The sequence below is a fragment of the Rhodanobacter lindaniclasticus genome (genome assembly GCF_004799035.1).
Classification (GTDB): Bacteria; Pseudomonadota; Gammaproteobacteria; order Xanthomonadales; family Rhodanobacteraceae; genus Rhodanobacter; species Rhodanobacter lindaniclasticus.
On record NZ_MWIO01000003.1, the window covers coordinates 1 to 13,522 of the forward strand.

Annotated in this window: 19 protein-coding genes; 4 read left to right on the plus strand and 15 right to left on the minus strand. The window is 68.2% G+C overall.

The window, feature by feature from the left end:
• The 3 genes from B1991_RS00585 to B1991_RS00595 form a co-directional block, all read left to right on the plus strand.
• Nucleotides 1–368, plus strand: a 368-nt coding sequence (locus B1991_RS00585) for a 1,2-dihydroxy-3-keto-5-methylthiopentene dioxygenase (protein ID WP_136256762.1), incomplete at its 5' end; no start/stop codon positions are given.
• Between the two features lie 79 nt (nucleotides 369–447).
• A complete protein-coding gene (gene mtnC, locus B1991_RS00590; protein ID WP_136256763.1) occupies nucleotides 448–1,140 on the plus strand; it encodes an acireductone synthase in 693 nt (230 codons plus the stop codon).
• Between the two features lies 1 nt (nucleotide 1,141).
• Nucleotides 1,142–2,149 (plus strand): C13 family peptidase, encoded by a 1,008-nt coding sequence (locus tag B1991_RS00595; protein WP_136256764.1) that lies wholly within the window; start codon nucleotides 1,142–1,144, stop codon nucleotides 2,147–2,149.
• A 7-nt stretch (nucleotides 2,150–2,156) separates the two neighbouring features.
• On the opposite strand, the gene B1991_RS00600 is transcribed toward B1991_RS00595, so the two are convergent.
• Together B1991_RS00600 and B1991_RS00605 are read right to left on the minus strand one after the other, a co-directional pair.
• Entirely contained in the window at nucleotides 2,157–2,564 is a 408-nt protein-coding gene (locus B1991_RS00600) for a DUF6326 family protein (RefSeq protein WP_136256765.1), read from the minus strand.
• Entirely contained in the window at nucleotides 2,561–3,271 is a 711-nt protein-coding gene (locus tag B1991_RS00605; RefSeq protein ID WP_136256766.1) for a DUF4386 domain-containing protein, read from the minus strand. Before B1991_RS00605 ends, B1991_RS00600 begins: the two co-directional genes overlap by 4 nt.
• A gap of 173 nt (nucleotides 3,272–3,444) precedes the next feature.
• Between B1991_RS00605 and B1991_RS00610 the strand changes: the two genes are divergently transcribed.
• Nucleotides 3,445–4,287 carry an MliC family protein gene (locus B1991_RS00610; RefSeq protein ID WP_136256767.1) on the plus strand — a complete coding sequence of 281 codons (843 nt, stop codon included), beginning with the start codon at nucleotides 3,445–3,447 and terminating at the stop codon, nucleotides 4,285–4,287.
• 17 nt (nucleotides 4,288–4,304) lie between these two features.
• On the opposite strand, the gene hisIE is transcribed toward B1991_RS00610, so the two are convergent.
• From hisIE to B1991_RS00675, 13 genes are all read right to left on the minus strand, one after another.
• The gene (gene hisIE / locus B1991_RS00615) at nucleotides 4,305–4,940 is read right to left on the minus strand and encodes a bifunctional phosphoribosyl-AMP cyclohydrolase/phosphoribosyl-ATP diphosphatase HisIE (protein WP_136256768.1); all 636 of its coding nucleotides are present in this window, start codon (nucleotides 4,938–4,940) and stop codon (nucleotides 4,305–4,307) included.
• A gap of 16 nt (nucleotides 4,941–4,956) precedes the next feature.
• On the minus strand, nucleotides 4,957–5,727 hold the full coding sequence (gene hisF / locus B1991_RS00620) for an imidazole glycerol phosphate synthase subunit HisF (protein ID WP_136256769.1): 771 nt from the start codon (nucleotides 5,725–5,727) through the stop codon (nucleotides 4,957–4,959).
• Nucleotides 5,721–6,449 carry a 1-(5-phosphoribosyl)-5-[(5-phosphoribosylamino)methylideneamino]imidazole-4-carboxamide isomerase gene (gene hisA / locus B1991_RS00625; protein ID WP_136256770.1) on the minus strand — a complete coding sequence of 243 codons (729 nt, stop codon included), beginning with the start codon at nucleotides 6,447–6,449 and terminating at the stop codon, nucleotides 5,721–5,723. The genes hisF and hisA overlap by 7 nt, the downstream gene beginning before the upstream one ends.
• Nucleotides 6,446–7,036, minus strand: a complete 591-nt coding sequence (gene hisH / locus B1991_RS00630) for an imidazole glycerol phosphate synthase subunit HisH (protein WP_136256771.1) — start codon at nucleotides 7,034–7,036, stop codon at nucleotides 6,446–6,448. Before hisH ends, hisA begins: the two co-directional genes overlap by 4 nt.
• 52 nt (nucleotides 7,037–7,088) lie before the next feature.
• Nucleotides 7,089–8,156, minus strand: coding sequence for a bifunctional histidinol-phosphatase/imidazoleglycerol-phosphate dehydratase HisB (gene hisB, locus B1991_RS00635; RefSeq protein ID WP_136256772.1), 1,068 nt, complete (start codon nucleotides 8,154–8,156; stop codon nucleotides 7,089–7,091).
• Nucleotides 8,153–9,220: a histidinol-phosphate transaminase gene (hisC, locus tag B1991_RS00640; protein WP_136256773.1), complete on the minus strand. Its 1,068-nt coding sequence runs from the start codon at nucleotides 9,218–9,220 to the stop codon at nucleotides 8,153–8,155. Before hisC ends, hisB begins: the two co-directional genes overlap by 4 nt.
• On the minus strand, nucleotides 9,217–10,515 hold the full coding sequence (gene hisD, locus B1991_RS00645; protein ID WP_136256866.1) for a histidinol dehydrogenase: 1,299 nt from the start codon (nucleotides 10,513–10,515) through the stop codon (nucleotides 9,217–9,219). Before hisD ends, hisC begins: the two co-directional genes overlap by 4 nt.
• A gap of 11 nt (nucleotides 10,516–10,526) precedes the next feature.
• Nucleotides 10,527–11,420 (minus strand): ATP phosphoribosyltransferase, encoded by an 894-nt coding sequence (gene hisG / locus B1991_RS00650; RefSeq protein WP_136256774.1) that lies wholly within the window; start codon nucleotides 11,418–11,420, stop codon nucleotides 10,527–10,529.
• Nucleotides 11,417–11,752 carry a YerC/YecD family TrpR-related protein gene (locus B1991_RS00655; RefSeq protein ID WP_136256775.1) on the minus strand — a complete coding sequence of 112 codons (336 nt, stop codon included), beginning with the start codon at nucleotides 11,750–11,752 and terminating at the stop codon, nucleotides 11,417–11,419. The genes hisG and B1991_RS00655 overlap by 4 nt, the downstream gene beginning before the upstream one ends.
• Before the next feature lie 151 nt (nucleotides 11,753–11,903).
• The gene (locus B1991_RS00660) at nucleotides 11,904–12,065 is read right to left on the minus strand and encodes a 30S ribosomal protein THX (RefSeq protein WP_136256776.1); all 162 of its coding nucleotides are present in this window, start codon (nucleotides 12,063–12,065) and stop codon (nucleotides 11,904–11,906) included.
• 93 nt (nucleotides 12,066–12,158) lie between these two features.
• Nucleotides 12,159–12,590, minus strand: a complete 432-nt coding sequence (locus B1991_RS00665; protein WP_136256777.1) for a MerC domain-containing protein — start codon at nucleotides 12,588–12,590, stop codon at nucleotides 12,159–12,161.
• Between the two features lie 94 nt (nucleotides 12,591–12,684).
• Entirely contained in the window at nucleotides 12,685–13,200 is a 516-nt protein-coding gene (locus tag B1991_RS00670; RefSeq protein WP_136256778.1) for a transcriptional repressor, read from the minus strand.
• Between the two features lie 15 nt (nucleotides 13,201–13,215).
• Nucleotides 13,216–13,494, minus strand: coding sequence for a hypothetical protein (locus B1991_RS00675; protein WP_136256779.1), 279 nt, complete (start codon nucleotides 13,492–13,494; stop codon nucleotides 13,216–13,218).
• Nucleotides 13,495–13,522 lie beyond the last annotated feature (28 nt).

Here is a 13,522-nt window from a genome sequence, read left to right on the forward strand (position 1 = left end):
TCGACCGCCTGATGGGCGAAGCCGGCTACCAGGCGGTCGACGTGATCAGCCTCGCACCCGATCATCCCGACCGCGCCGCCCTGCGCCAGAAGTTCCTCAGCGAACACACCCACAGCGAAGACGAGGTGCGTTTCTTCGTCGCCGGCTCCGGCCAGTTCACCCTCCACCTGGGTGACAAGGTCTACGACGTGCTGTGCGAGAAGGGCGACCTGATCGGCGTGCCCGACGGCACGCGCCACTGGTTCGACATGAGCGAATCACCCTGCTTCGTGGCGATCCGCCTGTTCACCAACAAGGAAGGCTGGGTCGCCAACTTCACCGGCGACGACATCGCCACCCGCTTCCCCCGCATGCAGCCGAACCCGTAGGAGCCCGCTCGCGGGCGATGCCTTTTCCAACCCCCGCATCCAGCGTCCCGAATCTGTCGAAGGCCCGAGTCCCGTCCCCATGATCGAAATCCGCGCCATCGTCACCGACATCGAGGGCACCACCAGCTCGATCGACTTCGTCCGCGACGTGCTGTTTCCGTTCGCGCGCAAGCGGCTGCCCGCGTTCGTGGAGACCCATGGCGACCATCCCGACGTGCAGCACTGGCTGCACGAGGCCGCCCGCGAAGCGGGGATGATCGAGGCCGGGCGCCAGGAAGTGGTCGAACTGCTGCTGCAATGGATCCGGCAGGACCGCAAGTCCACCGCGCTCAAGGCGTTGCAGGGAATGATCTGGAAGGAAGGCTACGAAAGCGGCGCCTACCGCGCCCACGTCTACCCCGAAGTGGCCGCGCGCCTGCGGGCCTGGCGCGCCGACGGCCTGCGTCTGTACGTGTATTCCTCCGGTTCGGTGCCGGCGCAGCAGCTGTTCTTCCGTTACTCGGAGGCCGGCGACCTGACGCCCTTGTTTGCCGGCTATTTCGATACGGAAACCGGCCCCAAGCGCGAGGTGGAGTCCTATCACCGTATCGCCGAAGCCGTCGGCGAGGAACCGCGCCACCTGCTGTTCCTTTCCGACATCGTCGAGGAGCTGGATGCGGCGCGCGCCGCCGGTTTCCACACCGGCTGGCTGGTACGCGAGCCGCAGCCGCTGCCGGAGCCCGCAAGCCATCGGGTCTACCGCGACTTCGATGCGATCGAGCCGGCCAGCTGAGATGCGTCGGGGCCTGCGTACCCTGCTCACCATCGCGGCGGCACTCAGCGCCGGCGTGGCACTGGCCGCGTGGCTTCCTGTCGACCGTCTCCCCGATGCAGCCGACACGCCGTCGGCAACCTTGCCTCAGGTCGAAACACCAGTCGAGCCGGCAGCGGTGTCCGACGCCTGGCCGGCCTCCGCACCCAGCCCGGAGCAGGTGCTCTACGCCCAGCCGCAGATGCTGCGCGACGCCCTGGCCCGGTTGACGCCGCGGGTGGCAGGCAAGCCCAACCTCTACCTGCTGACGTTTGCCGGCGACGGCGGCGAGGACGTGTTCCGCAACGAGGCCGAGTATGCCGCGAGGCTGTTCGGTTCGCGCTTCGGCCCCTCCGTCCACAGCCTGGTACTGGAGAACAACCCCGCCACGCTGACCACCCGCCCGCTGGCCAGCTGGAGCAACCTCGAAGCGGCGCTCGACGGTATCCAGCAGGTGATGCGACCGGACCAGGACATCCTGGTGCTCTACATCACCAGCCACGGTGGCGAGGACCACACCTTGCTGGTCGACATGGACCCGCTGCCGCTGGACCAGATCGGCGCGCAGGACCTCGCCGACATCCTGGCCGCACGCCACTTCAAATGGAAGGTGGTGGTGGTCAACGCCTGCTACTCCGGTGGCTTCGTGCCGCCGCTGCGTGGCCCCGGCACCATGGTGCTCACCGCCGCGCGCAGCGACCGCAGCTCGTTCGGCTGCGGCAGCGATTCGGACGTCACCTACTTCGGCAAGGCCTGGCTGGTCGACGCACTGAACCACACCGACAACTTCGTCGACGCGTTCAAGCAGGCACGCAGTGACATCGCCACGTGGGAAAAGCAGGACGAGCTCACTCCGTCCGAACCGCAGATCGACATCGGCAGCGGCATCGCCGCGCAGCTGGCGGCATGGCGCAACCATGTCGTGCCCGGCCCGGCGGTATCGTTCAAGCCGGCGGTGTCGGACGCGGCCCGCGCGCCGACGACACCCTGATCGCGGCTCAGTCCCTCGGCCAGCGCCACGCGCAAACCACGATCAGCAGCGAGAGCGCTACTTCGATCACGCCCAACGTGATGTAGAACCACCATGCGCCCGGCATTGTCAACAACATGACGGCGGCATAGAACAGGCCGAGCACGATGTTCGCCCAGCGGCACAGCCGCGGCGACAGGGCCAGCGACAGGAAGACCATCAGTCCCGGCATCGCCAGCAGCAGCGCCGTCATCACCAGCGACGCTTCGCTCACCGGGCCGACCGGGCCTTCGCCGTCCAGCATGCCCTTGAGCTTGCCCGGCACGTACAGGCCGAAATAGTCGCCGTAGACGTAGCAGAACATCAGGGCCGCCCACAGCGCCGACAGCTTGAAGCGGACGTGGATCCGGATGTCGCTCAACCTGGACGTCGTCATGCCTGGCCTCCTTCGATCATCCTCGCCTGCCCGCCGGCAGTGCGCACGCCCATCACCAGCAGCCACAGGCAGGTGCCCACTTCGCCCACTGCCGCCGGCAGGTGCACGACGTCGGAGAATGCCGCCCGTGCGTAGCCTTCCAGCAGCAGCATGCCGAAAACGTCGACCAGATAGCCGGCGCCGCCCAGCATCAGCAACACGCCGAGCGCGCGCGGAAGCTTCCCGCAGCGCACCACCAGCCAGCCGAACGGAAACAACCACAGGCCCCAGAACAAGCTGGCCACGAAGATGGCATGGCCGTACGACTTCAACGACAGCCATGCCATCGCATGGGCGATGTCGACCGGCAGACTACCCGCGTCCGTCAGCAGTTGCAGCGCGTCCAGCCGATGCGCGACGCCGAGCACGGCAATCGGCACGCCCGCAAACGCCAGCGCCACCATCGCCACTGCCGCGTGGCGATGAACTCCGCCGAGCAACCGGAACAGCAGCAACGGCAAGGCCAGGAACGCCACCTGCTCGACCAGGAACGCGGCAACGCCCGCGCGGAACAAGCCCTGCTGCGACACGATGTTGGTGAGCACGGCTTCGTGATTGCCCGCCGCGGCGAGCTGCCCCGGAACATAGCCGAGGCTGAAGAAGCCGGTCACGACCACCACCAGATAGACCAACCCCGCGCAGCGCGCGAGCCTGCTTTCATTCGTCATGGATAACCCCGGACCCATCGGCTCCTCCCGCGGAGCGCAGGGGCAGTGTCCCTGCCGAGCCGAGCTGCCATGAGTGCCGGAAGTAACGCGGCACTCATGGCGCCAGGCGGCTTCACGAATTTCACGCACCGCGCCTGTTAGCGTCAGCGACTCCTTCCCCGCGGGAGACCCGAATGAACGTCCGCTGCGGCCGCTGGGTCGGACTCGCCACGCCGAGTCGCTTGCGCAGGATATTCATGCAGCCATGGTGGCTCGCCATGGCGCTACTGCTGGCGCTGTCGGCCTGCTCGCCGCAGCCGTCGGCGACGCGCCCGGCGCAGGCTTCCGGTCCGGCGGCCTGCATGCCCGCGCAGCTGAGCCTGCAACTGGACGACGGCAATGGCCGCTTCAACGGAATGTCACATTCCGGCACCATGCTGGTCGTGCGCAACGCGGGCACGCTCGCCTGTTCGATCGCCGTCATGCCCTCGCCGAGGTTGCAGGACGCCCGGCGCCAGACCCTGGCCATCACCGCGCAGGTTCCGCCCTCACCGGCAGGCCAGCCAGCGCGACTCATGCTGGCGCCCGGGGCCAGTGTGGATAGCGACATGCGCTGGGTGTCGGGCAACGTCTACGACGACGGTCATTGCGAGTCGCCGGCCTTCATCACGCTGGCCCTCGGCACGGGAACCGTGACGGCGCCATTCCACGGCCAGCTTTGCGGTGCCGGCGGCAAGCCATCCACGTACTCGATCACGCCGTTCCGCGAGGCGGCGATGGGCGCCGCCATCCGCCTCACCTACACCTGCGACGACGGCCGCACGGTGCGGGTGACCTACCCGGACACGCAGACCGCCGTGCTGGACTTCGACGCGCAGACCCACCGACTGCACACCGCCATCTCGGCGGATGGCGCGCGCTACGTGGGCGGGCACTGGCAATGGTGGAGCAAGGGCATGCACGACGCCTGGCTCGCCGAACTCAAGCCCGGCGAAAAGATCGCCTCCGCAGCCGGCGTGGCCTGCCGCGCTCCCTGATCCGCAGCGGTTGTGCGCTACCCCGCGCTGGCGGGGCGGTGCCGGTCGGCAAGCACCGCCACCACGTCGGCCAGCGACAAGCCGCGAGCCCGCAGCGCCACGACGAGATGGAAAACCAGATCGGCCCCTTCGCCCAGCAAGGCGTCGTCGTCCTGCACCACCGCCGCCAACGCCGTCTCCACACCCTCCTCCCCGACTTTCTGCGCGATGCGGCGGATGCCGCTGTCGAACAACTTCGTGGTGTAGCTGCCTGCGGGGCGTTCCGCATCGCGCCGGGCCACCAGGGCGTCGAGTTCGGCCAGGAAACCCAGCGGCGCACGCACCTCGGCGCGGTCACCGAAGCAGCTGAAGCTGCCGGTATGGCAGGTGGGCCCCTGCGGGTCGGCTTGTACCAGCAAGGTGTCGCCATCGCAGTCGACGCGGATGGACTTCAGCACCAGCACGTGGCCCGAACTCTCGCCCTTGGTCCAGAGACGCTGCTTGCTGCGGCTGTAGAACGTGACATGGCCGCTGGCTCGCGTCTGTGCCAGCGCATCGGCGTTCATGTAGCCGAGCATGAGCACTTCACCGCTGGACCAGTGCTGCACGATCGCCGGCAACAGGCCATCGCCCTTGGACCAGTCGAGACGCCCGGTATCGGTGTTGTCGCTCATCGTCATTCCTCGTGGCTTACCGGCGTACCGGTACGCCGTGTTCGTGCAGATAGCGCTTGAGAGCGGGGATCGCGATCGCGCCGGAGTGGAACACGCTGGCCGCCAGCGCGCCATCCACGTCGGCCTCGACGAAGGCATCGCGGAAGTGTTCGGGAGCACCCGCGCCGCCGGAGGCGATCAACGGCACGCGGCAGATCGCCCGGGCGACCGACAACTGATCCAGGTCGTAACCGCGGCGCACGCCATCGCTGTCCATGCAGTTGAGCACGACCTCGCCGGCACCGCGCTGCTGCACCTCCTCCATCCAGTCCAGCGTGCGGCGCGGCAGCGCCTGCATTTTCGAGGGATCACCGGTGTACTGGCGCACGCGCCATTCACCGTCGGTCTCGCGCAACGAGTCGATGCCGACCACCACGCACTGCACGCCGAACGCGGCGGCCAGTTCGTCGATCAGGGCGGGCCGCGCCAACGCAGGCGAGTTCACCGAGATCTTGTCGGCACCCGCATGCAGCACCGCGCGTGCTTCGTCGACAGAACGGATGCCGCCGGCCACGCAGAACGGGATGTCGATCACGCGGGCGACTTTCTCCACCCAGGCGCGGTCCACGCTGCGCCCCTCGGGACTGGCGGTGATGTCGTAGAACACCAGCTCGTCGGCGCCTTCGTCGCGATAGCGCAGCGCGAGGTCCACGATCCCGCCCATCACCACGTGATCACGGAAACGCACGCCCTTGACCACTTGGCCATCGCGCACGTCGAGACAGGGAATGATGCGGCGGCTCAGCATGCCAGCGCCTCCGCCACGGTGAAGCGCTCTTCCAGCAGGGCACGGCCGAGGATCACCGCCTTTGCGCCGGCGTCGCGCGCGGCACGGATGTCGTCCAGCGAGCGCACGCCGCCGGACGCCTGCAATGCCAGCTGCGGCACGCTGGCGGCGAGGTGGCGATACAGATCGAGATTGAAACCGGCGAGCATGCCGTCACGATCGATGTCGGTGCACAACAGATGGCGCGCGCCGTGCGTCGCGTACCACGGCGCCAGTTCATCCAGCGTGCGCGCCTCGACCTCGGTCCAGCCCGCACTCGGCAGGACCCAGCGACCGTTCGTGTTGCGCGTGTCCAGCGCGAGGGTCAGCCGTTCCGCGCCGTACTTCGCCAGCCAACCGGCCACGCGCGCGGAATCGCGGATCGCCACGCTGCCCAGCACCACGCGTTGCACGCCGGCATCGAACAATCGCTGCACGTCGGCCTCTTCGCGCACGCCACCGCCAGCCTGGATCGCCATGCCGTCGGCGGCGATCGCGGCGATCACCGCGAGGTTGCCCGGTTGTCCCGAACGCGCGCCGTCCAGGTCGACCAGATGCAACCAGCGCGCGCCGGCATCCGCGTAGCGCCTGGCCAGCTCGCGCGGGTCGGCCGCATAAGTCGTCTGCTGCGCGTAGTCGCCCTGCCTCAGGCGCACCACCTGGCCGCCGCGCAGGTCGATGGCGGGTATGACGTCGGAGTTCATAGCTCGAGAAAATTCCTGAGCAGCTTCGCGCCGACGGTCCCGGAGCGCTCGGGATGAAATTGCAGGCCGTGGAAATTGTTCCGGGCGATCGCTGCGGAGAACGTCTCGCCGTGGTCGCTGGCGGCCAGCGTCCAGTCGCCCGTCGGCACCGCGTAGCTGTGCACGAAGTAAGCCTGCTCGCCCTCGCCGAGGCCGGCCAGCAGCGGATGCTCCCGCAGGATCGACAGGCCGTTCCAGCCCATGTGCGGCACGCGCAGACCGGGGGCTTCGGTGAAGCGGCGCACCAGCGCGGGAATCAGGCCAAGGCATTCGGTATCGCCCTCCTCCGAGTGCGTACACAGCAGCTGCATGCCCAGGCACACGCCCAGCACCGGTTGGCGCAAGGACCGCAGGACCTCGACCAGGCCGAGCTCGCGCAGCCGCGCCATGCCCGGGCCGGCCGCACCCACGCCGGGCAGGATCACCTTGTCGGCGGCGCGGATCGTCGCCGCGTCGGAAGTCAGCGCAGCGTCCACGCCGAGCCGCTGCAACGCATAACGCACCGAGCCGATGTTGGTGCCACCGGCGTCGACCAGCACCACGCTCATGCGCCCCCCCAATTGTCCAGAAGTCCGCTCGCGGCGGCGGGGGAATACGGCATCACAGCGCACCCTTGGTGCTGGGCAGCTCGCTGCCCTCACGGCGGATCGCCTGACGCAGCGTGCGCGCCACCACCTTGAAACAGGCTTCGACCATATGGTGCGCATTGTCGCCGCGCACTGCCAGGTGCAGGTTCGCACCGAGCGTCTCGCACAGCGAACGAAAGAAGTGCGGCACCAGCTCGGTCGGCACCTCGCCCACGCGCTCGCGCGGAAAATTGCCTTCGAACACGAAGTACGGGCGACCGGACAGGTCCAGCCGTGCGTCCGCCGCGCTTTCGTCCATCGGCAGCGCAAAGCCATAGCGACCGATGCCACGCTTGTCGCCGAGCGCCTGCTTCAAAGCCTGGCCCAGTGCCAACGCGCAATCCTCGATGGTGTGGTGTTCGTCGATATGCGTGTCGCCGTCGCAGTCGAGTTCCAGCGCAAAACCGCCGTGCTTGCCGATCTGTTCCAGCATGTGATCGAAGAAACCCAGTCCGGTGCGTACCCGCGGCTCGGCCACGCGGTCCAGATCGACCCTGACGGTGATGCCGGTCTCCCTGGTGTTGCGCACCACGGTGGCGGTGCGTGGTGCATCGAGCAGCTGGTGCGCGATCTCACCCCAGTCCATGCCCTGCGGACCCACCCGGAAGCCGCGCACGCCAAGGTTCGCGGCAAATTGCAGGTCGGTCTCGCGGTCGCCGACCATCGCCGAGGCGGCGCGGCTCCAGCCGTCGTCGGCCAGGTAATGGCGCAACATGCCGATGCCCGGTTTGCGCGTGTCCAGACCTTCGTGCGGAAAGCTGCGGTCAATCAACACTTCGCGGAAATGGATGCCTTGCGAGGCAAGGATGCGCAGCAGCAGCTCGTGCGGGCCACGGAAATCGGACTCGGGATAGCTGTCGGTGCCCAGGCCGTCCTGGTTGCTCACCATCACCAGTTCATGGCCGGTCGCCACGAACCGCTGCAACGCAGCGATCACACCCGGCAGCAGCGCGAGCTTCTCGTAGCTGTCGATCTGCTGGTCGGCCGGCTCCTCGATCAGGCAGCCGTCGCGGTCGAGGAAGAGGATCTTGCGGGTAGTCATGCGAGGACTCGATCCGAAGCCAGCACCGCCAACACCCGTGCGTTCTCCTCGGGCGTGCCGATGGTGATGCGCAGCGCATTGCCCAGACCCGGATAGCGGCGGACGTCGCGCACCACGATGCCGGCGGCAAGCAGGCGCTGGTATGTCGCGCCGGCGTCGTCGAAGCGCACGGCGAGAAAGTTGGCCTGCGACGGCAGCACCTCGCGCACGCCTGGCAACTCGCGCAATGCCTGCTGCATGCGCACGCGTTGCGCGCGCACGATGCCGATGCGCTCGCGAGCATTCGCCTGGCCCGGACCGGACAAGGCCCGCAGCGCCGCGTCCACGCACGGCAACGGCAACGGATACGGCGCCATGATCCGCCGCAGCAAGGCGATCACCTCGGCATTCGCCAACAGGCTGCCGATGCGTGCCCCAGCGAGCGCCCAGGCCTTGGACAAGGTACGCAGCACGGCGAGGTTGTCATGACGATCGATCAGGTCGACCACGCTGCCCTCGTCGGCGAACTCCACGTACGCCTCATCCACCACCAGCAGCGCGCGGCCGGACAGCGCCCGCACCAGCCGTTCGATCGCCGCACGCGGCGCCGCCAGGCCCGCAGGATTGTTCGGCGTGCAGACAAAGACGAGCTTCACCGCCGGGGTCAGTGCCGCGAGCACGGCGTCCACGTCCAGCGTGAAATCCGCTGCCAGCGGTGCCTCGACGACGGTCGCGCCCTGCACCCGCGCGCAAACCGCGTACATGCCGAAGGTTGGCGGCTGAATCAGGATCGCGTCGCGGCCGGCGTTGCAGAAAGCACGCACCAGCAAGTCGATCACCTCGTCGCTGCCGCGCCCGACCAGCAGCTGTTCGCCCCGCACGCCATACAGCGTTGTCAGCGCATCGACCAGGGCGGCGGGCTGCGGTTCCGGATAGCGGTTGCAACCGAGCCCGTCATCGCCCACGGGAACCCACGCCGACTCGTTGGCATTGAGGAAAACCTGCCCACCACTGGCTTCCATGCGCGCCGAAGAGTACGGCTGCATCGCACGAAGCTCCGGCCGCGCCAGGTCGAGCACGCTCATGCCAGCGCCTCCAGCCGCAAGGTCACGGCACGGCGGTGCGCCTCCAATTGCTCGGCCGCCGCCAGCGTGGCGGTGCACGGGCCGATGTGGCGCAAGCCCTCGGCGCTGACTTCCTGCACGCTGATCTGCTTCTGGTAGCTGGCCACCGACACGCCGCTGTAGCTGCGCGCGTAGCCGTAGGTCGGCAGCACGTGGTTGCTGCCGCTGCAGTAGTCGCCCACCGATTCGGGGGCCCACGGGCCGAGGAAGATCGATCCGGCGCTGTCGATGCCCTCGAGCAACGCGCGCGGTTCGGCCACCTGCATGATCAGGTGCTCGGGGGCGTAGCGGTTGCTCACCTCGACCGCCTGCGCCAGGGAGTCGACCGCAATCAACCGGCTCTGCGCCAGTGCCTGCCGCGCAATGTCCGCGCGCGGCAGGGCGGCGCACTGCCGTTCGACCTCGCGCTCCACGCGCTCGATCAGCTGCGCCGAATTGCTGAGCAGGATCACCTGCGAATCCGGTCCGTGCTCGGCCTGCGACAGCAGATCGGCGGCGACGAACACGGGATTCGCACCGGCATCGGCGATCACCAGTATTTCCGAGGGTCCGGCCGGCATGTCGATCGCCGCGCCGTCCGGGTCGGACGACACCTGCAGTTTCGCCTCGGTGACCCAGGCATTGCCGGGGCCGAACAGCTTGTCACACTTCGGTATCGACTCCGTGCCGTAGGCCATCGCGGCGATCGCCTGCGCACCACCGAGCTTGAACACCCTGTGCACGCCGACGAGGCGCGCAGCGTACAGCACCGCCGCGTCGCAGCGGCCGTCGGCACGCGCCGGCGAGCACAGCACCACTTCGCGGCAACCGGCGATGCGCGCCGGCACGCCCAGCATCAGCGCGGTCGACGGCAGCGGCGCGCTGCCGGCCGGCACGTACAGGCCCACCCGGCTGACCGGTCGCAGCATGCGCTCGACCCGCACGCCGGGCGCCGTATCGACCACCACCGGCCGCGGCGCCGCCGCGCGATGGAACAACTCGATGCGTGCGGCCGCCTCGCGAATCGCCGCTTTCAATTCGGGATCGAGCGCCGCCTCGGCAGCGTCGAACTCGGCCCCGCTGACCTCGATCGCGTCCAGCGTGCAGCGATCGTATTTCGTGCTGAGCTCGCGCAAGGCGGTGTCGCCATCGTGGCGCACGGCCGCGATGATGCGTTCGACACCACGGCGCACCTCGTCCGCACGCGACTGCGCCGGCCGCGCCAGCGCCTGGCGCCGGCCGGCCTCGTCCAGGGCGCTCCAGTCGAGACTCTTCATGCCAACCTGGTTCATGCCAACATTTTCTCCACCGGCAACACGAACATCTCGCGCGCACCGGCCTTCTTGATTTCTTCCAGCTGTCGCCAGCTCACCTCACCGGCGCACAACGCCTGCAGCATCAGCTGGTCGGTCTGGCCGGCCACCGCCAACAGCGTTGGTTGCGGGCCGCCCGGCAGCAGACGGGTAACGGCCTCCAGCGAGTGGCGCGAGGTCTGCAACAGCAGCAGCCGCGATTCGCGCACCTGGATCACGCCATCCAGTCGCTTCAGCAGCAGCTCCAGCATGTCGCCGCGCTCGTCCGCCGGCAGCGTGGTCGGCCCGGCCAGCACCGCCTCGCTCTCCAGCAGCACCTCGGTTTCGCGCAACTGGTTGGCCACCAGGGTGCCGCCGCTCTGGACCAGATCGCAGATCGCGTCGGCCGTGCCCAGTTTCGGCGCAATCTCGACCGAGCCGGCCAGGGTCACCACGGCGGCATCGATGTCCCGGGCGCGCAGCCATTCGCCGAGCAGGCCGGGATACGAGGTGGCGATGCGCCGGCCGGCCAGATCGCCCGACGAGGCGTAATCCAGCTCCTGCGGCACGGCGATGGACAGCCGGCAGCGACCGAAGCCGAGCGGCCGCAATTCGGCCAATGGCTCGCCATCGCGCCCGGCGGTGAGCTGGAACTCGCCCAGCACGTTGCGCCCCACGATGCCGACGTCGCACACGCCTTGCGCGATGAGGCCGGGGATGTCGTCATCACGCACCAGCAGCAGATCGACCGGCTCACCCTCGCCGAAGCAGAACAGCTTGTCGCGACTCTGCCGGAAGGTGAGACCGCAACGCTTGAGCAGGTCCAGCGCCGGCTCGGTCAGCCGTCCGGACTTCTGCATCGCGATGCGCAGGCGATCGCGCGGCTTCATGCCCTCTTCCTTGCTGTCTGGGCCTGCCGCCGCGCCGCGCGAGCCGCGGCCGCAAGATAACCGCCGCTACCCTGGTTGAGGTAGCGCGCGACCCGCCCGATCGTGGTGATGCTGACCGCGGTGCGCTCGTGGATCTCCCGGTAGGAGACGCCCTCGAGCAGATAGGGCACCACTCGCCAGCGATCCACCAGCACCTCGAGTTCCGCCGGGGTGCACAGGTCGCTGAGAAACGCGCCCACTTCCTCGACGTTCTTCAGTGACAGCAGAGCCTCGTACAGACTCTGCTCGGCGGACTCGACGGGGGTTTCGGGATCAAGCGATCGTCGCTTCATAATGTACTAACGCATTAACACAATGGAGCGCATCATACACCCGTGACGCGCCGCCGCAAATCCCCCCTTTCCACGCCCGCCCCGATGCCCGGAAAAACAAAAACCCCCGCCGGAGCGGGGGTTCATGGCAACACGGGAAAGCCGTGTCGACTCAGGCGGACTTCTTGCGCGGGGCAGCCTTGCAGGCCGCCGGCGCCTTGGTCACCGTCGGCTTGGCGCCGGCCACGGCCGGGGCCAGCGCGTGCGCACGCGAATTGCCGTAGCTGCTGCGGTAGATCTTACCGCGGCGGGTCTTGCGATCGCCCTTGCCCATGGGGAACTCCTTGATTCGATGGATGTACGGCCGTCCATCATAGCAGCGCGACAGGCAACGCCATAGGCCATTCGCGCCCCGCGTCCAGCAGCCTCAATGCGCACATTGCGGGCCGTGCACGTGGAGCTGGACAGGACGGTCGCGACGCAGGTTGATGAAGTGCGCGGTGGCCAGCAGCAGGCCGCCCGTAGTGACCAGCCCGCTGTGCACCAGGACCAGCCCGCCCTCGGCCCACGTGACGCCGGAAATCAACAGGATCAACCCCGGTACGGCCAGCAGCAACGGCAAGGGTTTCTGGTGGCGCCGAAAACCGCGCACCAGGGCGACCACCGCCAGCACGCAGGCAAACGCCACGAAACCGCGCTCGAAACGATGATCGGCCAGAAACTCCAGCCCGACCAGCGGCAACGCAGCCAGCACGAACGGCAACAGCGCACAGTGGATCGCGCACAGGAACGAGGCGATCGCACCAAGGCGATCGGCGCTCTGCCACCCACGCGATGTGTCTGCCTGCCTGGATTGCATCTGCCTGCCTGCTGTCGCCGCGCCGGGCGGCCGGGGAACCTGGTCGCATGTTACATTATAACAACCAGTCACGCCACTGCATGGTGGCTCCCGTTCAGGCTTTGCGGCAGGCCCGGCACAGGCCGTGGACTTCCAGCGTCTGCGCCTGCGGCCGGAAGCCCAGCGCGCGGGCCTGCGCCTCGATCAACTCGGCCACCCGCTCGTCGCAGACCTCCTGCGCGCTCGAGCATTTGTCGCAGATCAGGAACGGCACCTGATGCGCTTCAGTCGGGTGGTGGCAGGAGACGAAGGCGTTGATCGACTCCAGCTTGTGGATGAAGCCGTTCTCCAGCAGGAAATCCAGTGCGCGATAAACCGTGGGCGGGGCCGCGTTGCCATGCTGCTCGCGCAGCTGGTCGAGCAGGTCGTAGGCCTTGACCGGCTTGCGCGAAGCCGCGATCAGTTCCAGCACTTCCTTGCGCAGCGGCGTCAGGCGCAGGCCACGCTCCTCGCTGGCGTGCTCCACCGCGCGCACGAAACCCTTCGCGTCATGATGGTGATGCGGGTGGTGCGCGTGCGTGTTGTCGGCAACATCGTGGTTCAAAGCATTCACCTCGCCTCGATCATACATCCGCCGCCCGCGGGCTCAGCGCGGTATCGGAGGGGGTTTCACGGGTGGCTTGCCGCGGGGCTTGCACAGGATCACGACCCAGCCTATCGGCCCCAGCACCCAGGACCACAGGACCGCTTCCAGCACGCGCCTGCGCCACCAGCCGAGCAGCAGGCCCACGGCAACGAACAGCAGGTTCCACCAGAACATGGCCGCCCACGGCACCATATTCAACAGGTTGAGGAAAACGTGCCAGAACGCGCCAGGGGCGTCGAGATCGACGCCCTGGGTGGCGCGGGCCAGCAGCTCACCCACGGCGAGACCGGCGCCGGCCGCGCCGTGC